The 19,535-nt window shown below is 72.3% G+C and carries 15 protein-coding genes and 5 pseudogenes; 11 read left to right on the top strand and 9 right to left on the bottom strand.

The window, feature by feature from the left end; translation table 11 throughout:
- Positions 1-177 precede the first annotated feature (177 nt).
- Positions 178-1,218, bottom strand: a complete 1,041-nt coding sequence (locus tag AC2CJA_RS04585; protein WP_484601353.1) for a helix-turn-helix transcriptional regulator — start codon at positions 1,216-1,218, stop codon at positions 178-180.
- A 90-nt stretch (positions 1,219-1,308) separates the two neighbouring features.
- Between AC2CJA_RS04585 and AC2CJA_RS04580 the strand changes: the two genes are divergently transcribed.
- The gene (locus tag AC2CJA_RS04580; RefSeq protein WP_484601352.1) at positions 1,309-1,674 is read left to right on the top strand and encodes a VOC family protein; all 366 of its coding nucleotides are present in this window, start codon (positions 1,309-1,311) and stop codon (positions 1,672-1,674) included.
- A 45-nt stretch (positions 1,675-1,719) separates the two neighbouring features.
- Here the strand turns inward: AC2CJA_RS04580 and AC2CJA_RS04575 are convergent.
- Positions 1,720-2,479: pseudogene (locus AC2CJA_RS04575) on the bottom strand (IS5 family transposase); the annotation flags it as partial.
- Between the two features lie 357 nt (positions 2,480-2,836).
- Between AC2CJA_RS04575 and AC2CJA_RS04570 the strand changes: the two are divergent.
- From AC2CJA_RS04570 to AC2CJA_RS04555, 4 genes and pseudogenes are all read left to right on the top strand, one after another.
- Positions 2,837-3,610, top strand: a complete 774-nt coding sequence (locus AC2CJA_RS04570) for an SDR family NAD(P)-dependent oxidoreductase (protein WP_484601351.1) — start codon at positions 2,837-2,839, stop codon at positions 3,608-3,610.
- A 222-nt stretch (positions 3,611-3,832) separates the two neighbouring features.
- Positions 3,833-4,649: pseudogene (locus AC2CJA_RS04565) on the top strand (transposase family protein).
- Between the two features lie 96 nt (positions 4,650-4,745).
- A pseudogene (locus AC2CJA_RS04560) lies at positions 4,746-4,859 on the top strand (transposase); the annotation flags it as partial.
- Positions 4,860-4,904: 45 nt separating this feature from the next.
- A pseudogene (locus AC2CJA_RS04555) lies at positions 4,905-5,477 on the top strand (IS701 family transposase); the annotation flags it as partial.
- A gap of 101 nt (positions 5,478-5,578) precedes the next feature.
- On the opposite strand, the gene AC2CJA_RS04550 reads toward AC2CJA_RS04555, so the two are convergent.
- Positions 5,579-6,334 carry an SDR family NAD(P)-dependent oxidoreductase gene (locus AC2CJA_RS04550; protein WP_484601350.1) on the bottom strand — a complete coding sequence of 252 codons (756 nt, stop codon included), beginning with the start codon at positions 6,332-6,334 and terminating at the stop codon, positions 5,579-5,581.
- A 61-nt stretch (positions 6,335-6,395) separates the two neighbouring features.
- Positions 6,396-7,088: a ScbR family autoregulator-binding transcription factor gene (locus tag AC2CJA_RS04545; protein WP_484601349.1), complete on the bottom strand. Its 693-nt coding sequence runs from the start codon at positions 7,086-7,088 to the stop codon at positions 6,396-6,398.
- 109 nt (positions 7,089-7,197) lie between these two features.
- Between AC2CJA_RS04545 and AC2CJA_RS04540 the strand changes: the two genes are divergently transcribed.
- Positions 7,198-8,145, top strand: coding sequence for a ScbA/BarX family gamma-butyrolactone biosynthesis protein (locus AC2CJA_RS04540; protein ID WP_484601348.1), 948 nt, complete (start codon positions 7,198-7,200; stop codon positions 8,143-8,145).
- A 173-nt stretch (positions 8,146-8,318) separates the two neighbouring features.
- On the opposite strand, the gene AC2CJA_RS04535 is transcribed toward AC2CJA_RS04540, so the two are convergent.
- The 3 genes from AC2CJA_RS04535 to AC2CJA_RS04525 are packed head-to-tail and all read right to left on the bottom strand — an operon-like array spanning position 8,319 to position 11,220.
- A complete protein-coding gene (locus tag AC2CJA_RS04535; RefSeq protein ID WP_484601347.1) occupies positions 8,319-9,275 on the bottom strand; it encodes an ArsA family ATPase in 957 nt (318 codons plus the stop codon).
- Positions 9,266-9,523, bottom strand: a complete 258-nt coding sequence (locus AC2CJA_RS04530; protein ID WP_093848858.1) for a cory-CC-star protein — start codon at positions 9,521-9,523, stop codon at positions 9,266-9,268. The genes AC2CJA_RS04535 and AC2CJA_RS04530 overlap by 10 nt, the downstream gene beginning before the upstream one ends.
- On the bottom strand, positions 9,520-11,220 hold the full coding sequence (locus AC2CJA_RS04525; RefSeq protein WP_484601346.1) for a carbon starvation CstA family protein: 1,701 nt from the start codon (positions 11,218-11,220) through the stop codon (positions 9,520-9,522). The genes AC2CJA_RS04530 and AC2CJA_RS04525 overlap by 4 nt, the downstream gene beginning before the upstream one ends.
- A 624-nt stretch (positions 11,221-11,844) precedes the next feature.
- Between AC2CJA_RS04525 and AC2CJA_RS04520 the strand changes: the two genes are divergently transcribed.
- On the top strand, positions 11,845-13,506 hold the full coding sequence (locus AC2CJA_RS04520; protein ID WP_484601345.1) for a glycoside hydrolase family 13 protein: 1,662 nt from the start codon (positions 11,845-11,847) through the stop codon (positions 13,504-13,506).
- Between the two features lie 69 nt (positions 13,507-13,575).
- Here the strand turns inward: AC2CJA_RS04520 and AC2CJA_RS04515 are convergent, their stop codons facing one another.
- Entirely contained in the window at positions 13,576-14,583 is a 1,008-nt protein-coding gene (locus AC2CJA_RS04515; RefSeq protein WP_484601344.1) for a 1-aminocyclopropane-1-carboxylate deaminase, read from the bottom strand.
- 84 nt (positions 14,584-14,667) lie between these two features.
- Positions 14,668-15,336 carry a GntR family transcriptional regulator gene (locus AC2CJA_RS04510; protein ID WP_484601343.1) on the bottom strand — a complete coding sequence of 223 codons (669 nt, stop codon included), beginning with the start codon at positions 15,334-15,336 and terminating at the stop codon, positions 14,668-14,670.
- Positions 15,337-15,678: 342 nt separating this feature from the next.
- Between AC2CJA_RS04510 and AC2CJA_RS04505 the strand changes: the two genes are divergently transcribed.
- The 4 genes and pseudogenes from AC2CJA_RS04505 to AC2CJA_RS04490 form a co-directional block, all read left to right on the top strand.
- The gene (locus AC2CJA_RS04505; protein ID WP_484601342.1) at positions 15,679-16,710 is read left to right on the top strand and encodes a 3-oxoacyl-ACP synthase III family protein; all 1,032 of its coding nucleotides are present in this window, start codon (positions 15,679-15,681) and stop codon (positions 16,708-16,710) included.
- On the top strand, positions 16,707-17,447 hold the full coding sequence (locus tag AC2CJA_RS04500) for a glycosyltransferase family 2 protein (RefSeq protein WP_484601341.1): 741 nt from the start codon (positions 16,707-16,709) through the stop codon (positions 17,445-17,447). Before AC2CJA_RS04505 ends, AC2CJA_RS04500 begins: the two co-directional genes overlap by 4 nt.
- Entirely contained in the window at positions 17,447-18,922 is a 1,476-nt protein-coding gene (locus tag AC2CJA_RS04495) for a class I adenylate-forming enzyme family protein (RefSeq protein WP_484601340.1), read from the top strand. Before AC2CJA_RS04500 ends, AC2CJA_RS04495 begins: the two co-directional genes overlap by 1 nt.
- Before the next feature lie 130 nt (positions 18,923-19,052).
- Positions 19,053-19,535: pseudogene (locus tag AC2CJA_RS04490) on the top strand (cytochrome P450); the annotation flags it as partial.

The following is a 19,535-nucleotide window of genomic DNA, read 5'->3' as shown; positions in this document are numbered from 1 at the left end:
TGACCGCCTTTGACCGAACCTTTCTCATCCCGCGCCCGGGGGTGGTGGCCTGTGGGTGGCACCGTGAGACGCCCCGGTGGGCGCGCGCCGGGGCCTGGGGCGTCGCGGCGTGGCGGTCGGCGTACGGAACGCCCTCCACGACGACGTGGAAGCCGTTGCCCGGGGCGTAGCGGGCGGTCAGGCCGGTTCGGCTCCGCCGGGCCGGGCACGTTCGCCCGGCCACGGCCCGGCGCAGGTTGTCCCGGTCCACGCCGGAGTGTCAGGAGAGTGCTGGGAGTACTCCTGAAGGATCTGTATGGCGAGTTGCCGGATGCGCGCACGGGCTTTTGCGGGGCCGGTCACGGTGATGCCGTTGCCGAACGGCAGGAGCAGGCGAACGTCCTCCACGTCCCGGCCGGTGACCGTGACGCCCACCCGGTGCGCTCCCACAGCACCTTGGACGGTCAGCCGGCGGCCGAGGATGCGCCTGGCCCGACCGAGCTGGTACACGTCGAGCTCGGCATGGATCCGGAAGGCTTCCGGGTTCTCCCAGCGTGCCGTCAGTTCCGCCGCGACGCCGGCCAGGGTCGCGTCCGAACGCAGCCGGCGGGATGCCCGCATCGGCTCCCAGGCCACGAGCCGTTCCAGCGCGTAGAGCCGGGAACGGCCCGCGGAGTCCGCCACGAGATACCACCTCCCGGCCTTGGCCAGCAGGCCGTAGGGGTCTACGACCCGCCACGTGGCCTCGCTCTCCCCGGAACGACGGTAGCGGATACGCAACCGCACACCGCGCCGCAGATCCCCCACCAGCGCCGCCGGAGGCAGACCCGTGGCATCCGGTGAGAACCACGGTCTGTTGTCGGTGGTGACGACCGCGCTCAGGGGCAGCACCGCGGTGTTCGGCGGACGCAGCGCCGACCGCACCTTCCGGTACGCGCGCCGTGCGTCGGTCACGTCTCCCAGTTGCTCGCGCTGCGTGTCGTCGAGACCGGGGAGCGCGAGATGGTCCCGCTCGGTGGGGGTGAGCCGTGCCGTGTCGAGCCGGCCACCGGGCAGAAGGGTCACCCCGCCGCAGCGGCCACGGCGGATCAGCAACGGGAAGCCTGCTTCCTGCAGCCACCGCAGGTCCCGCAGGACGGTGCGGACCGACACGCCGGCCTGGGCCGCCAGGTCGGCGGTGGTCGTGGTCTGCCTGGACTGCAGCGCCAACAGCAGTGAGAAGAAGCGATCCGGAGTCACGAGACCAAGAATCCCGGAAAACCTGACGGAATCCGTCACCAATGACGGGCACGCTCCCGTGGTCCGACGGCCCCGACCATGGAGTGAGCCATGTCGCCCTCGATCGTGTTCATCGTCTACGTCAACGACGCCCCCGCCTCCGCCCGCTTCTACGCCGATCTCCTGGAGATCGAGCCCGGCTTCCGGACCCCGCAGTACATCTCCTTCAGCCTCGGTGACGGCGCGGATCTCGCGCTCTGGAGCGGACAGTCCGCCGGCCTGACCCCGTCGGTACCGCGCACCAGCGAGGTCTGTCTCACCCTGCCCGGCGGACCCGGCGCGATCGACCACCGGTTCGAGCGGTGGACGGCGAAAGGGGTCCGCGTGGTCAGCGAGCCCCGCGACGAGGTGTACGGGCGCACATTCGTCGTCGCCGACCCGGACGGCAACCTGATCCGTGTCGCCCCGGTCGACTGACGACAGGCCGCCAGGCCTCGGCGCCGGTGTACTAGGTCGTGTCTCTCAACTCCGTAGCCAGGCGATGACCGCTGCCAGCATGGCTGCGGAGCGGTAGACGATCGCGAGTTCGCCGTAACGGGTGGCCAGACCCCGCCACTGCTTGAGCAGGCTGAACGATCGTTCCACGGTGTTCCTGCGCTTGTAGGTCTCGGTGTCCAGAGTCCGGGGCCGTCCACCGCTGCGGCCCTTCCTCTTGCGGTTGGCCTGCTGATCGGCACGCTCGGGAATCACCGTGCGAATGCCACGGACCGCGAGGTCTGCGCGGACCTGCTTGGAGGAGTACGCCTTGTCGGCGAGCAGCGCCTCCGGTGTGGTGCGCGGCCTGCCAGGGCCGAGTCGCGGGACTCGGATGTCGCCCAGCAAGAGAGAGGACCTGTGCGTCGTGGACCTGGCCAGGGGTGACTACGACGGCCAGCGGGCGGCCGTTGCCGTCCACGGCGTGATGAATCTTGGTGGGCAGGCCGCCACGGGATCGGCCTATGGCGTGGCCGGCGGGCTCGCCCCCGGTGGCAGGAGTTCCGCTCTTGCTGCGGCGGATGGCGGCGCTGGTGTCCGTCTCCGGCCGGGCCGTGTTCGTGGCGTGCTGGTGGGCCCGGTTGATCGTCGAGTCGGCCGAGACCGTCCAGTCGATCCCGTCGGTCGAGTCCGCCTGGGCGGTCAGTCGGGCCAGAACCGTGTCCCAGGTGCCGTCGGCCGCCCACCTGCGATGGCGTTTCCACACCGTCTGCCAGGGACCGAATGCTTCGCGGGGCAGATCTCTCCAGGTTCTGGTACTGCTCGGTGCATTTTGCGCATCGACGGCGACCAGGCGGTGCGATGAGCGCATGAGAAGCGGTTATGGGGCCGAGGCCTGGGACGGGCGGCACCTGGACGTCCCGGACGGGCAGGCCCTGACGGGCCTGCCCGAAGGGATGGGGCCGGGGCGTTCGTCGTGCTGGGCCCTGACGTTCTTGAGCAGGGGTGGCCCTCAATCACCCGCACTGCTGATGGCTTCCCGGCCGAGCACGGTGACGAGGTTGCCGGACAGGCAGGCAAGATCCTCTGCCCGGACGCTGCGGGCCTGGATCAGTGCCCGATAACCCTTGGCTTCCGCCGAACCGCCCCTCCTAGACTACAGCCCGTGATTGACCCAGGACTCAAAGGCAAAACGGTGCTGGTCACCGGCGGAGCGATGAACATCGGTGCTGCGATCTCGCGAGCGTTCGCAGCACAGGGTGCACGAGTGGCAGTGCACTATGTCGACGGGGCGGTCACCGGTTCCATGGAGCACGCGCATGCGACCCGTGAGGAGGCGGAGGCGTTCGCGGCCTCGCTGCCGGGCGCGGTCGCCGTCGAGGCGGACTTCCTGCTGCCTGGAGCAGCCGGGAGGCTGCTGGACCAAGTGGAGGAGAAGCTCGGGCCGGTGGACGTGCTGGTCAACAACGCCGCGCACGCCGAGGAGGCCGACGCTTTCGCCACTCTGGGCCAGGGGGGCGTGGAGCGCACTTTCCAGGTCAACGTCACCGCCCCGATCATGTTCTTGGCAGAATTCTCGCGTCGGATCCCGGCGGACGCGGCCAAGGGATCGCGGTGCGTGGTCAACATCTCGACCGACGCGGCCCGAGGCTTTCCCGGCCAGGTCGCCTATGGTGCCTCGAAGGCCGCGCTGGAGTCCCTGACGCGCGGGGCGGCGCTGGACCTGGGACCGGTGATGCGGGTGAACGCGATCGCTCCGGGGCCGGTGCAGACGGGATGGATGGACGAGGACCTGATCGCAGCGGTGGAGCCCTCGATCCCACTGGGCCGGGTCGGAGACCCCACGGACATCGCTGACGCTGCGGTCTTCCTGGCCTCGCACCAGGCCCGGTGGATCACCGGGCAGATCATCCAGGTCGCTGGCGGGCACTGGCTCTGAGTACTAATAGATCGCAAGTCTTGATGAGTTAACTCGATGTCATGCAGTTTCCAAACACGACCTAGTGAGGTTTTCTCAGCGAAATGATCTACGCGAAGCCGGGTGAGACTTCGATACCGGGGCAGGCCGGACAGTCCTGCCCCGGTGACGGACAGACGTAAAGCCCCTGGTAGGACGGTTCTCTCTCACAAGATCGTCCGCTGCGACACCAGAGGCTTCACGTTGGTCCCCCATGTTGCCATGCTCGACATCCCCCGCCCGGTGGTGGTCTTCCTCGCCCGTCTCCTGGCCGCCCACCGCCGGAAAATCGGTACCCCACGCGGGGCGCGGGCGCTGGGCCCGTTCCGCCAGGCCGTGCTGGTACTGCGCTGGTTCCGCCACCGCACCTGCGTGCACTGCCTGGCCCGCGACGCCGGGATCTCCCAGGCCACCGGCTACCGGTATCTCCACGAGGGCATAGATGTCCTCGCCGAGTGTGCCCCTGACCTGCACCAGGTGCTGGAGCGCTGCCGCGAGCGGGGTCTGAGTCACGTGGTGCTGGACGGCACGCTCATCGCCTGCGACCGGGTGGCCGGGACCACCGAGCGGGGCAACGACCTGTGGTACTCCGGCAAGGGGCGGCACTTCGCCGGAAACCTGCAGTTCATAGCGGCTCCCGACGGCTCGCTGCTGTGGGTCTCCGACGTTGAGCCCGGCTCGGTGCACGACCTGCGCGCCGCCCGCATCCATGCGCTGCCCGCGTTGTACGCCGCGGCCCGCGCCGGGCTGCCGACCCTGGCCGATGTCGGCTACACCGGCGCCGGCATCGGCGTACACACCCCCTTCCGTCCCCATCCCGACATCGCCTCACCTCTGGCAGCGGATACCCGGACCCACAACCGGCTCCTGCGCGGCATCCGCGCGATCGGCGAGCGCCGCCGCCGCCGAACTCAAGCAGCGCTGGCGCACCCTCCAGCACGTGACGATCAGCCCCGGCCGGATCGGAGCCATCGCCCAAGCCGCCCTCGTCCTCAACAATGCATGGCACGAAAGGCGTTGAGAAAACCTCATTGAGGGACCCCGAAGTGAGGGGCCCCGAAGATCCCGGACAGGGACCCAATAGGGTTGTCCTGTAAGGAATCGAAGGAAGAAGCACGTGGCACGTCCAAGTCCGTACTCGCCGGAGTTCCGTGAGGAAGCGGTCCAGCTGGCGTTGAAATCCAGCAAACCGATCGCTCATGTCGCCCGGGAACTCAACATGAACCCCGAGACGCTCCGTACATGGGTGCGCCAATATGAGCGTGAGCACGGACGGCGGGACGGCAGGCAGGCGGGAGACCTGGTGCGCCTGCTGGCCCGTCAGCGGAACGACTTCGTGGTCGCCGTGTCAGCCGACTTCCCGGTACTGCCCCTCAACGCGACCGACCGGGCCCCGTACTCCCTGACGGCGCCGGGCATCCGGCACGGCCTGCCTCCGGCCGGGGCGGTACGCGCGGGATCCGTCGTCGGTGGCTGCCTGCGCGGTACGCAACGGAACGCGGGCGCGCCCGCCGATCTGGTCCGCCTGACCGCGGCGGCGGCTCCCGGTGTCCGGGAACGGCGCGTCTACCGTCTGTTCACCGACCGACGCCGGCCCTCCGTCGTGTGGATCACAAACATGGTGCGCCACCGCGCCGCGGACCTCTCCTCACTCGTCGGGTGCTGGACCGGCACCGCCGACGCGGTACGCGACCTGAGGCAGGACTTCGGCCTGCTGGACTTCGAGGGCCGCTCCTATCCGGGCTGGCACCACTACATGACCCTGGTGGCCGCCGCTCACGCGTACCGGACACTCCTCGGCTCGCCACGCCGCTTCCCCGCCCGGGAACTGGAGCCGGTACCGGCCTGAAGGCCTGAAGACGTCTCCCCCGGCCGCGTACGTCCGACCCCGGGAGAGGAGTGCCGCGCGACGCGGTTCACGGTGTCCCCCGCTCCTCGCCACCGTACCGCTCAGACGGCGCCCGCCCCACCGTCCACGGCGATCTCGGCTCCGGTGACGAACGAGGCGAGATCGCTGCACAGCCACGCCGCGGCGTTGGCCACTTCCGCGGGTCGGGCCAGCCTCGGCTGGATGGCCCGCGCTCCGAAGGGCCTGCCCACGGCCTCCAGACGGTCCTTCCCCTGTTCCATGAGCGCGGTTCTGGTGCTGCCCACGACCAGGGCGTTGACGCGGATCCCCTGCTCTCCGTAGTCGGCCGCCGCTGCCTTGGTCAGCCCCAGAACCGCGTGCTTGGCCGCGACGTAGGGAGCCACCGCGCCGGTGGCGAATCGCCCCGCGGTGCTGGAGGTGTTGACGATGGACCCACCCGTCCCCTGGTCGATCATGACGGGTATCTGGTGACGCAGGCAGTTCCAGACACCGCGCACGTTCACGTCCATGATCTGGTCGTACATCGCGTCGGGGACCTCATGGACCGCGAATCCCGCCGTTCCCCACCCCGCGTTGTTGAAGGCCGCGTCCAGCCGGCCGAAGTGGCGCACGGCCTCGGCGACGACGTGCCGTACGTCGTCGGCCGACGTCACGTCCCCGGGCACGGCGAGCGCGCGCGCTCCGCCGGCGGTGAGTTCGCCGGCGAGCTCCTCTATCAGCGCGGCCCTGCGCGCCATCAGCACCACGTGCGCGCCCTGTGCGGCGAACACCCGCGCGGCGGCGGCGCCGATCCCGCTGGACGCTCCGGTGATCATGACGGTCCTGTCCGTGAGCATGTGCGCCCCCGTCGTGTGAATGCTCCTGCGGCGAATGGAGATTGCCGCAGGAGCATAGTTCTCACGGCCCGTGTCCCGCTTGGGCGTTCGGCGTCGCGCCCGCGGCCTCCCGCCGGGGCCGGCCGCGGGCTTCGCCCAGCTCGATCCTGGCGAGCGTGGACGGTGTGGCTATGGCCGGGAGCAGGCAGCGCCACATGTCCATCACGCGCCAGGGCAGATCCGCCCGCCCCGATTCCAGGTAGGCGTGCATCTGGGCTCCGGTGCAGGCGTTGACGACCAGCCGGGCGATGGCCTCCACGTCCGTGGCCGCGCGCACCTCCCGCCTGCGCTTGGCGACAACCAGTCCCTCGGCCACGACATGACTCCACTGCTGGTGGGAGTTCTCCTCCGAGCCCACGAAGAACTCCTGCTCCATCACAAGCCGCGCGCCCGCCAGCAGGAAGACGTCCTCCAGCACCTGGTAGGCCCAGCTGACGGTGACGTCCACCACGTACTGCAGTCCCGTCGAGTCGAACGGTGTGACCACCCTGTCGGGCTGCTGCCGGACGATCACCCGGGCGAGTTCCTCCTTGTTCCTGAAGTGGAAGTACACCGCGCCCAGGGTCACTCCCGCCCGATCGCCGATGCTGGTGAGCGTGGCTCTCGAGAACCCCCGTTCCGCGAACACCTCCGCCGCCGCCCGCAGGATGTCAGCACGCGTGCGCAGCGCCCTCTTCTGCTGCAGCGCGGCTCGCCCGCCCGCCCCCCGAGTCATGTGGTGCCTCATTTCCTTCTCGACAGAGAACATAGTCGTATTTACTTTTATGTTCGGGTGTCTCCAGAAGGAGACATGACGCGAACAATGACGTTCCGGGAAGGACCCCATGACTCTCGGCACCTCCCCCCTCCTCCCCGACCTCGGCCAGTGCGTGGGCAAGACCGACCCCGCCGAGGTCCTCGTCACGGGCTGGCTCCCGAACCATGACGGAACCTATGCCGTCACCGCGCACTGGCCCAAGGTCCACCGCTTCTACACCCTGACATCAGAGGCGCACGGCCCCCACCTGTTCACCGAAAGTGCCCGCCAGGCTCTGGCCCTGTTGACCCACGCCGCCCTCGACATCCCCGTGAGCCACCGGCTGGGCTGGGAGAGGTTCACCTCCACTGTGGCGTCCGGCGCCCTGCGCACCGGAGCGGACACGGCCGCGGTGCACCTCGTCGTCGCCTACGAGCCCATCACGCGCCGAAGATCGGGGACCACATGTCTGAGCGCGTCGGTCACCGCCGCGCGCGGGGAGAGCCTGCTGGGCAGCGCCCGGGTTCGGTACACGGCTTATCCCCCGGCCATCTACGACCGGCTGCGCGGCCGGTACGCGGACGCCGGGCAGGCCTGTGCCCGGGCACTTCCCGTCCCGTCCCCCGTGGAACCCTTCCTGACGGGACGTCGGCTTCCTTCGGACGTCGTCCTCGCGGCCGGCGACGGGCCCCGGAGCTGGAACCTGAGGATCGACACCGGCCATCCGGTCCTCTTCGACCATCCCCACGACCATGTACCCGGCATGGTGCTGCTCGAGGCCTGCGGTCAGGCCGCGGTGTACGCCGCCGGGCCCCGCCGGACGACTCCCGTCGCCTTCGACACCACCTTCTCGCGCTACGTGGAACTCGACCGGCCGTGCCGCGTCGTCGCGGAGGACGCCGCCCCCGCCGGCCGGGGCCGGGGCATGCGCCACATCCGCGTCACCGGTTCGCAGGACGGCAGGCAGGCCTTCTCCTCAACCGTCACCCTCCAGTCCGTGACCGCACCTCTGGCAACGGAATCCGTCACCGTCTGACCGTGGTCACGGATCCCCGGGCGGGCACAGCCCACCGGTTCGTACGAGCCCCGCGCGGTTCGCGCCGCGACCTTCCGCGCTCCGGTGGCGGTGACGCCCCCGCCGCCCCGGACGCCTGTCGCGACCGGGGCGGCCCCCACGCCCACCCCACCGGCCGGCGGGGGCGCGGAATCTCAGGAAGCGGGGGGCCCGAGCCGGTCCGCCAGCGCGGCAAGGGCCTTCGCGCCCACCAGATCCCCCGGCAGCAGCGGCACCTCCAGCAGGGGGACGCCCGGGACCCGCTGCCGAAGCCGGGCGAGGTGTTCGTCCTCCTGCCTCCGGCGGCGGTCCAGCAGCTCACCGGCGCCGGCCGGGGAACGGCGGTTGGCGACGAGTGCGGCCACGTCGACACCGAGCCCGGTGAGCTTCTCGTACACCTCCACGGTCTCGGCGATCGGCAGCACTTCGGCGGTCAGTACGAGCACGAATCCGGTCCGCGCCGGGTCCGTCACGACCTCGCGCAGCCGGGAGAAGCGGTCGCGCCGGCGCAGCAGGACGCGGCGCAGCTCGGCGTCGCGGTCGCCCTGCCCGCCGCCGCCGAGACCGCGCACCGCGGCGCCGAACCGCTCGGACCGGTCGCGGTTGGCGAGCAGGGCCTCGGTCCAGGAGGCGAGCTGCTCGGGCAGCGCGAGCAGCCGCAGCGTGTGGCCGGACGGCGCGGTGTCGAAGACGGCCAGGTCGTAGGCATCCCCTGCGAGTTCCACCGCCTCGGCGACCCGTTCCAGTACCGCCGACTCGTGGGTGCCGGGCGCCTGCCGGGCCAGTTGCAAGTGCCGGGCGGCCGGTGCGTGCATCCGCTCGGGGAGCAGCCGCCGCATCGTCTCGGCGACCGCGGACAGGTGCCGCTCGACCGTGCGTTCCGGGTCGATCTCCAGCCCGTCGACGTGGCCGGCGAGGCGCACGGGCTCGTCGCCCACGGGGCGGCCCCAGAGGTGGCCGAGGTTGTGGGCGGGGTCGGTGGAGACCAGCAGCACGCGGGCGCCCGACCGGGCACGGCCGAGGGCGAGCGCCGCGGCGACGGACGTCTTGCCGACCCCGCCCTTGCCGCCGACGAAGACGACCCCGCGCGAGGTGATGAGGTCTAGCAGCACCCGATGTGCTCCAGTGGTGAGCGGTCCATGCCCATACGGCGGTGCCAGGCGTGGAAGTCCTCGTAGAGGGCGGGCATCAGCTCGGCGGTGTAGTACGCCGCCGGGTCCGGTACGCCCAGTGCCTCCGCGAGGACCACCATCCGGAACAGGTCGTCCTCCTCGCGCCGGGCGCGGGCGAGGGTACGCCGGTAGGGACCGGCGTAGAACTCCTCCAGCCCGGCCCGCAGCGAGGCCCAGCGGGACGTCACCTCGTCAGCTCGCCCTTCTCCGTCACATCGGCGTCGAGGGCCTCCGGCGGCTCCCGGGACGCCCGCCGCATCGCGACGGCCGCCTCGAAGGCGACCCACAGGGCGGCGACGATGATGACGAGGTCGATGACCAGCAGCAGCCAGTCCCCGGCTTCGTAGAAGTCGCCGAGCTGTACGACCGCGGCCCAGAACGACATGACGAACACGACCACGAGCGGGATCAGCGCAGGCGCGGGATTGCGCCGCTTGCGGATCAGCATGACGGCGACGATGGACAGCGTCAGAGAGGCCAGCAGCTGGTTGCTGGTTCCGAACAGCGGCCAGATGCGCAGGCCGCCCTCGCCCCCGGCGCCCTGGCTGAAGGTGAGTCCCGCGCCGACGGCGAGCGTGATGAGGGTGCCGGCGACATTGCCGACCTTCACCTTCGCGACCTCGCCGGCCTCCTGGACGACGAAGCGCAGCAGACGCACGCCGGTGTCCATGGTGGTGGCGGCGAACAGGATCGCCATGGTGGCCAGGACCGTCGAGCTCAGCGACACGGGCAGGCCCAGTCCGCTGTTGAGGATCGCGCCGCCGCCCTCGACGAACGCCGCGACGCCGCCCTGGCCGAAGGCGCTGTAAACGGCCTCCCAGTCGGCCAGGGTGCGGTAGCCCGCGACGGCGGCGATGATCGCGCCGAGCGCGAGCAGGCCCTCGCCGACCGCGCCGAAGTAGCCGACGAAACGGGCGTCGGTCTCCTTGTCCAGCTGTTTCGAGCTGGTGCCGGAGGAGACCATGCCGTGGAAGCCGGAGATCGCGCCGCACGCGATGGTGACGAAGAGCAGCGGCACGAGACCCGGGGTGCCCGCGGGCACGGCGTCGTTGAGGGCCGGGGCGACGATCGTCGGAGCGCTCAGCAGCACCGAGGCGAACAGGACGCCGAGTCCGACGAAGAGCTGGACGCCGTTGATGTAGTCACGGGGCTGGAGCAGCACCCACACGGGCAGCAGGGAGGCTATGCCGGCGTAGACGAAGAGGGCGACGATCCAGAAGGTCGCGGGAGACATGCCCAGGATCGGGTCGGGCAGCCGCACCGGGACGGCGTCGCCGAGGAGGATCAGGCCGTAGAGCGCGGCGACGCCGACCACGGTGACCAGGCCGAGGCTCATCCTGTAGCGGTAGACCGCCTGGCCGATCAGCAGCGCCACCGCGACCGCGCCCCAGGCGGGGATCACCGCCGAGGGTGTGGAGATCAGCAGATTCTTGATCACCACCGCGAAGGCCGCGACCACCATCAGGAGCAGCAGGAAGATCACGACGAGGAAGAGGTTGGCGCCCCGGCCGCCGATGTAGCGGCCGGAGAGCGTGCCGATCGAGCGGCCCTTGTTGCGCGCCGAGGCCCACAGGGCACCCAGGTCGTGCATGCCCGCGAAGAAGACCGTGCCGAGGGTGACCCACAGGAAAGCGGGCAGCCAGCCCCAGATGACGGCGACCGCGGGGCCGACGATGGGCGCCGCGCCCGCGACCGAGGTGAAGTGGTGTCCCCACAGCACGAACTTGTTGGTCGGGACATAGTCCACGCCGTCCCGCAGTTCGTGCGCGGGCGTGCGAAAGGACGCGTCGAGCCTGTAGACCCGGTTGCCCAGGAATCTCGAGTACAGGACGTATCCGCCCGCGAACATCGCGAGGCCGATCAGGAGCAGGGGAAGCGCGTTCATACGAGAGGCCCTCTGAGATCTGGAAGACGGGACGCCGGTCCGCACGGCAGGTGCGCCCGGTGGGCGGGCGGCGAAGACGGTGGAGCGTGGCCCTCCCCGGACATGGCACGCCACGACCGGACGGCGACTGTGCCGCGGCCCCCGGTGAGCGGCTCACCGAGACGGAGTCCGGCCTCGACCGCCTCGGGGGCGTCGCTTCCGCCGTGCGCGCCGTGGCCGATGTCGCCGCCGAAGCCGACATCAACGCCACATCCACCGGTGTTGACCGAAAACGCTCCCCTCATAATCCGTTCATGTTAGGCGACCGACCAGGCGATGAGGAGTCCCCGAAGACCGGCAACCACCAGCACATCGGGCGGGCGCCGCGATACCGCCGAACACTCCCGCCGAAGCGGGCAGGGCCTCCCCCGGGCGACCCTCTCCGCCCCACCGCGCCCTTTGCGGACATCTTCGGCGACGGGGTGGGCAGACATCGTGGAACGACTCCCGGCGCCGGGCGGCTTGCGAGCCCTGCGCCGCCCGCGCGGTGCCCCCGGTACCGGCTCCCCGGCACGGGACCCGCCGCGGGCACCGCCGGGCGACCGGCCCTTCGTCCGACATCCCGATCACGCCCTGAGGAGAGACGTGGCACTCGCCCGGACCACCGCCGACTGGTGGCGCGACGCCGTCATCTACGAGGTGTACATCCGCAGCTTCACCGACGCCGACGGCGACGGCGTCGGCGATATCGCCGGAGTGCGGCAGCGCCTTCCGTACCTCGCCGCACTCGGCGTCGACGCGCTGTGGCTGACCCCCTGGTATCCGTCCCCCATGGCCGACGGCGGCTACGACGTCGCGGACTACCGGGACATCGACCCGGTCTTCGGCACGCTGGAGGACGCGCGGGCACTGGTGGAGGAGGCACACGAGCACGGACTGCGCGTCCTCATCGACATCGTGCCGAACCACACCTCGTCCGCGCACGCGTGGTTCCGCGAGGCGCTGTCCGGCGGGCCCGGTTCCTCCGCCAGGGAGCGGTACATCTTCCGGCCGGGACGCGGCCCCGGAGGCGAGCTGCCGCCCAATGACTGGAGGAGCGTCTTCGGCGGGCCCGCCTGGACGCGGACCACCGGGCCCGACGGCTCGCCGGGTCCGTGGTACCTGCACCTGTTCGCCCCCGAGCAGCCGGACCTGAACTGGGACGACAACGAGGTGCGGGCCGAGTTCGAGTCGATCCTGCGCTTCTGGTTCGACCGCGGCGTCGACGGAGTGCGCATCGACGTGGCACACGGCCTGGTGAAGGCGCCCGGTCTGCCCGACATCGGGTCCCTCGACGGCAAGCTCCTCGAAGGAGCGGGCGACCTGGACCATCCGCACTGGGACCGCGAGGAGGTGCACGAGATCTTCCAGGGCTGGCGGACCGTGGCCGACGCGTACGACGATCCCCGCGCGTTCGTCGCGGAGGCGTGGGCGGGCTTCCCCGAGCGGCTGGCCCGCTACGTCCGCCCCGGCGAGCTGCACACCGCGTTCAACTTCGACTATCTGATGGCGCCCTGGCGTGCCGACCACCTGCGCCGCGTCGTCGACGAGTCGCTCACCGCGCTCGGCGCGGTCGGCGCACCGGCCACCTGGGTGCTGTCCAACCACGATGTCGCCCGGCACGTGTCCCGCTACGCCAGGCCGCAGCCGGACGGGCCGGTGCGCTCGCTTGCGGACCTGCGGGGGCCCGCGGACCTGCGGCTCGGCACCCGCCGGGCCAGGGCCGCAGCCCTGTTCACCCTCGCCCTGCCCGGCGGCGCGTACCTGTACCAGGGGGAGGAGCTGGGTCTGTGGGAGGTCGAGGACCTCCCCGAGGAACTGCTCCAGGACCCCACCTGGCAGCGCTCCGGGCACACCGACCGGGGGCGTGACGGCTGCCGCGTCCCCCTGCCGTGGAGCGGGGACGGCCCACCGTTCGGCTTCAGCCCCGACGGCGCCGGAAGGCCGCCCTGGCTCCCGCAGCCCGACGCGTGGAAGCCGCTGACGGCCGAGGCCCAGGACCGCGATCCGTCGTCGATGCTGAACCTGTACCGGTCGGCGCTGGCCCTGCGCCGCAGCCATCCGGCGCTCGGGCACGGCACACTCACCTGGGACAGCGCTCCGGACGACTCGGTGCTGTCGTTCGTCCGCACCCCCGGGTTCCGGTGCGTGGCGAACCTCTCCGGAGACCCGGTCGCGCTGCCCGCCCACGGCGAGGTGCTCCTGACCAGCGAGGAACTGGAGGGAGGCCGCCTGCCGGGCGACACGACGGTGTGGCTGTCCCCGTGACCCGGGGCGAACCGCCCGCCAGGCCGGGCTCCCTCGCGGACGGCCCGCCGTGCGGGGACGGCGGGTTCGTCAGTGGAACAGGCCGCTGTAGGCGTTGAGGGCCGGCTGGCCGCCGAGGTGGGCGTACAGGACGTCGGAGTCCTTGGGGATGTCGCCGTCGCGCACCAGGTCGGTGAGCGCGGCCATCGACTTGCCCTCGTAGACCGGGTCCAGGATCATCCCCTCGGTCCGGCCGGCCAGGCGGATGGCGTCCAGGGTGGACTGGACGGGAACGCCGTACTTCTCGCCCGCCCACCCCTCCAGGAGGGTGACCTCCTCGTCCCTCAGGTCCCTTTCCAGTCCGATGAGTTCGGCGGTGCCTCGGGCGATGCGCTCCACCTGAGCCCGCGTCCCGGCCGGTTCGGCGGAGGCGTCGATGCCTATCACCCGGCGCGGACGGTCCTGGCCGGCGAATCCGGCGATCATCCCGGCCTGGGTGCTGCCGGTGACGCTGCACACCACCACGGTGTCGAAGAAGACGCCGAGTTCGCGCTCCTGCGCCTGTACCTCGTAAGCCCAGTTGGCGAAGCCCAGTCCGCCCAGCGGGTGGTCGGAGGCCCCGGCGGGGATGGCGTAGGGTGTGCCGCCCGCGGCCCGTACGTCCTCCATGGCCCGGTGCCAGCTGTCCCGGAAGCCGATGTCGAAGCCGGCGTCGACGAGTTCGACGTCGGCGCCCATCACACGGGACAGCAGGATGTTGCCCACCTTGTCGTTGACCGGGTCCGGCCAGTCCACCCAGTGCTCCTGCACCAGGCGGGCCCTGAGTCCCAGCCGGGCGGCCACGGCGGCGACCTGCCGTGTGTGGTTGGACTGCACGCCGCCGACGGTCACGAGGGTGTCCGCGCCCTGTCTCAGGACGTCAGGCACCAGGTACTCCAGCTTGCGGGTCTTGTTGCCGCCGTAGGCGAGCCCGCTGTTGCAGTCCTCGCGCTTGGCCCAGACGCGGGCTCCGCCCAGGGCGTCGCTGAGCCGGTCCAGCGGGTGGACCGGACTGGGGCCGAACAGCAGGGGGTAGCGCTCGAAGTCGTCGAGGGACACGGTGGGCTCCTTGTCGTGGTCGGCCCGGTGCGGCCGGGCTGCCGTCGTGGCGGGCCGGGGCCGGCCCGGTCCGCAGCCCCGCCGTTACCGCTCGGAGGGCAGGGTGTCCAGCAGGGGGACGAGCGTGTGCCAGTTGGCGCGTGCCGCGTCGGCCGCGCCCTCGGCGTCCCCCGCCGCGCACAGCTCGGTGATCCGTTCGTGCTGCGCCACCGAGTCCCGTCCGCTCAGCGAGGAGAAGCGCAGCCGTTCCACACGGCGCAGCACCGGCGTGTACTGCTCCAGGACACCGAGCACCGCCTGGTTGGCGCAGGCGGTGACGGTGACGGCGTGGAAGTCGTCGTCGGCGGCGAGCGCGCCCTCGACGTCGCCGCGGCGCAGTGCGCCGGCGAAGCGGGCGTTCGCCGCGCGCATGGCGTCCAGTTCGGTGGTGTCCAGGTTCGGCACCGCCTCGCGGACGGCCACCTCGTGCATGGCGGCCACCACCGACTGGGCGTCGCGGACGGCACGGGCGTCCAGCGGGCTGACCGAGGTGTGGCTGCCGGGCTTGGTCCGCACCAGTCCGGCCTGTTCCAGCCGGGCCAGGGCCTCCCTGACAGGGGTGCGGCTGACGCCCAGCCACTCCACCAGCTCGGCGTCGTGGAGGCGCTCTCCGGGTGCGAGCGTGCCGTCGACGATGGCGTCGCGGATCGCCTGGTAGGCGCGCTCTCTCAGAAGGGTCCGGGGGACGAACGCCCGGCTCCGCGGAACTGGCATGCGATATATTGCATACTGACTGGCCGTCTCCCGTCAACCTCCGGAAGGCGGCCCGGGCGGGCAACAGCCCGGCCGCGTGACGACCGGTGCGCTTCGGATCACCGGCACCGGCTCCGATCGGACTCGCCCACCGAGGAGCACGGACGCCGGCACATCGACGATGTCCCGTTCGGATGACCGGGTCCGGTGGGGACGTGTCCCTTTCGGACAGGTGGCGAGGGCGGGCCGGAGTCGTTCGGTTTTCGCCGGTTTCCGGGCGGGCCGGTGACCGGTCGATCACCTATCCCGCCTGAGTACCGGCACTCAGGCGGGCTGTCCTGACGCACTCGTAGCGTCCAGCCCATGCACATAGACCACGCTGCCCCCGAGCCGGTGCGCCGCCGGGTGGGCATCACCGCGGTGGCCTCCTGCCTGCCGGATCTCGAAGTGACCTCACGGCAGTTGCAGGAACGCCTCACCGCGGCCTCCGGGCTGTCCCTGCCTGCGCGCATGCTCGAACGGGCCACCGGCATCGCCTCACGCAGGGTGGCCGCGGAGGACGAGTACGCCTCGACGCTCGCGGTGCGGGCGGCGCGTACGGCGCTGGACCGGGCCGGACTCGCCCCGTACGACGTGGACCTGCTGGTGTTCGCCTCCGCCACGCGGGACGTGGCCGAGCCGGCGACCGCGCACATCGTCCAGGCCGAACTGGGCTCGCGAGCGCACGCGCTGGACGTGACGAACGCGTGCAACAGCTTCGTCAACGGCATCGACACGGCGCGGGCGTTGATCCTCGCCGGCCGTGCCCGCCGAGCCCTGGTCGTCACCGGGGAGACCCCCAGCCGCGCCGTGCGGCACGATCCCTCCGGCCCCGGCCAGCTCCGGGACGGCTTCGCGGGTTACACCTTCGGCGACGCCGGGGCCGCGGTCGTCCTGGAGGCTGTGGACCGGGGCGGCATCCTCGACGTGGACGCCGAGACGCACTCCGAGCACTGGCCGGTCGGCGGCATCCTCGGCGGCGGTTCGCGCCACCCCCGCGGGGACGAGCACACCTACTTCCACGGGGACGGCGGCGAGCTGCGCGAGGTCTTCGAGAAGGTCGGCACCTCGGTGCTCGACCGGATGCGGCGGCGCACCGCACTGACGTGGGAGGACTTCCGGCACATCCTGGTGCACCAGGTCACCGCGCCGTACCTGGAGCGGTTCGTGGAGCTCACCGGCGTCCCCCGGGACCGGCTCGTCGTCACCGTCCCCGAACTCGGCAACATCGCGAGCGCCACCCTCGGCGTGCAGCTCGACCGCGTCCACGAGCGTCTGCGCCCCGGCGACCGGGTCCTGTTCGTGGGCCTGGGCGGCGGCGTGAGCATCATGACGATGGTCTGGGAGAAGGCGTGAGCACCCTGTGGGTGATCGTGCCCGCGCACCAGGAGGCCGCGCGCATCGGCGCCACCCTGGAGGCGCTCGCGGCCCAGCGCGACCGCGACTTCACCCTCGTCGTCGTGGACAACGCCTCCACCGACGGCACCGCGGCCCTCGCCCGCGACTTCGCCCGCCGGGCACCCTTTACGGTGCACGTCGTCGGCGAGCCGGAGAAGGGTGCGGGCTGCGCGGTGGACACCGGCTTCCGGTACGCGATCGGACACGGTGCCACCCTGCTGGCCCGCACCGACGCCGACTGCCTGCCGCGGCCCGGCTGGACGGCGGGCGCCCGCGGCGCCCTGCGGCACGGAGCGGGTCTGGTGTGCGGGCGCGTCGAAGCACGCCGCGACGAGCACGGACCGCTGGGGCGGGCCGCCTTCCGCGTGCTGGTCCGCGTCGCCGCCCTCTTCGGCCGCGTCCGCCCGGCCCACCGCCGCCGCCACGGCTTCCTCGCCCCCTACCGGATGCACGCCGGCAACAACATGGCCGTCACCGCCGCGCTGTACGAGGCGGTCGGCGGGATGCCGCGCCGCCCCTCCCCCACCGACCGGCTCTTCCTCAACCGGGTGCGCCGCCACACCACCGCCATCGTCCACGCCCGCGACATGGTCGTGGAGAACTCCACCCGCCGGCTGCGCGTCTACGGCCTCGTCGGCACCGCCCGCTGGTACCTCGGCAAGGGACCGGGCCGCCACGGGGAGGACCCGCGCTGATGCTCGACGCCCTCGCCGGCGCCCTGCGGCGCCACCCCGGCCGGCCCGCCGTCCTCGGCACCGCCCGCAACGGAGCCGTGCGCATCAGGGCCACGTGCGGAGACCTGGCCGACCTCGCCGACCGCTGCGCCGCCGCCCTGCACGCGCGGGGCGTCGCACGCGGCGGCACCGTCGGCGTCGCCGTACGGCCGGGACCCCGGGCTCTGGCCGTGATGCTCGCCGTGCACCGCCTCGGCGCCCGGGCCGCGGTGCTCGACCCGGGCGCCGGACCGGACGTACTGCGCGCCCGTCTCGCCCTGGCCCGTCCCGACATCGTCCTGGCCGACGCCACCGCCCAGGCGGCCGCCGGCTGGGCCCGGCCGCTCGCCCGCCGGGCCCGCCTGGCCCTGCCCGACCTCGCGGAGCTGGGACCGGTGGCCACTGTCGGGCCGCGACTGCCCGGCTGCGCCCCCGCCCTGGACACCGATGTCCGGAGCGCGTTGCCGCACCCGGTGGACGGGGACGGCGACGCGGTCATCGTGTTCACCTCGGGCACCACCTCCCGGCCCCGCGCGGTGGTGCACACCCGCTCCTCGCTCGCCGCCGGCATGGCCGCGGTGGCCGGGCTGGTCCGGCCCGAGGCCGGGCGGCCCGTCCTCGGCGGGACCTTCTTCGTCCTGGTGCCGTCCCTGGCGAGCGGAGCACCGGTCGCGCTGCCCGCCCGTTCCGCGGGTGTGCTCTCCCGTCAGCTGCGCCGCCTCGCCCCGCAGGCCACCTATCTGACACCGCCGCAGGCGAGGCGGCTGCTGGTGGCGGGCGGCCGGTTCACCGGGCGGGTGTGGACCGGATCGGCTCCCGCGAGCGCCGAGCTGCTCACCCGCGTCAAGCGCGCGGGGGCCGAGGAGGCGTGGGGCGTCTACGCGCTGACCGAACTGTTCCCCGCGGCGGCGGTCGAACAGGCCGACAAGAGCGGCTTCACCGGCGAGGGGGATCTGGTCGGCGCCCCGCTTCCCGGCGTGGCGGCCAGGACCGACGCCCTGGGGGAGCTGCTGCTGTCCGGCCCCGCGGCCCGGGACCGCTACCTGGGCGGGGAGGCGGACCCCTGGGTCGCCACCGGCGACCGGGCGCGTCTGGACGGCGGCAGGATCGTGCTGGAGGGCCGCCGCAAGGACATGGTCCTGCGGGGCGCGGAGAACGTCTACCCGGGGTTGTACGAGCCGGCGCTGCACGTGCCGGGCGTCGAACTCGCCCTGCTCGTGGGCGTGCCGGCCGGTGACGGCGACGAGCGTCTGGTCGCCGTCGTCCAGCCGGGCGCCGGGGCGGACCGCGGCACGCTGCGGAAGGCCCTGGACGGACCGCTGGAGCGCATGGGTTCGGCCCGGCCGGACGCGGTGCTCTTCGCCGGCATCCCGTTGTCCGGCCGCTCCCTGAAGCCCGATCGCGCCGCCACCGCGCGGCTCGCCGCCCGGCGCCTCGCGGCACGGAGCCGGCTGTGACCGCGCCCGGGAGCGCGTCCGCGCTGTGGGCCGTGGGCGCCCGCGCCGTGGGACGTGATGCCCGCCGGGCGCCGCTGTGGTCCCGGGACCGCCGCTATCGCCCCGCCGACCCGAAGCAGGTGCACATCAGATGACCACTCCTCCCGCCCCCGCCGCGTCCGCCCTCCGTGGCGCCCGGCGCCGCGACCGGCGCGTCTACACCCGCTCCCACCCCGTGCTGTTCGCCCTGCTCGCCGCCGCCCGCCGCCGCGCGGTCACCCGTCTCGGCGGCGCGGTGCTGGTGCACGGCACCGAGCCCTATCGGCAGGCCCTCACCCGTGTCCCGCTGGACCGCACCGCGGCCGGCACGACCGGGGGTGTCGGCCGTGAGCTGTCCGCAGGCGGCACACTGTTCGACCAGGAGGGCGCCGGCCACCGCGCCGCCCGGCGCGCGCTCGCCGAGGAACTCGGCGCGGCCGGGGTGGAGCGCCTGCGTCCGGTGTGGCGTGACGTCCTGGCCCGCCGGCTCGCCCCGCTCGGGACGGGAGGCGACATCGACCTCGTGCCGTTGGCCCGCGAAGTGGCCGGCACCACCGTCCGCGCGCTGCTGCGCGCCACCGGCGAACCGGAGGAC

Source organism: Streptomyces sp. ATLC9, assembly GCF_057196705.1.
This window is presented reverse-complemented; position numbering and strand designations above follow the sequence as displayed.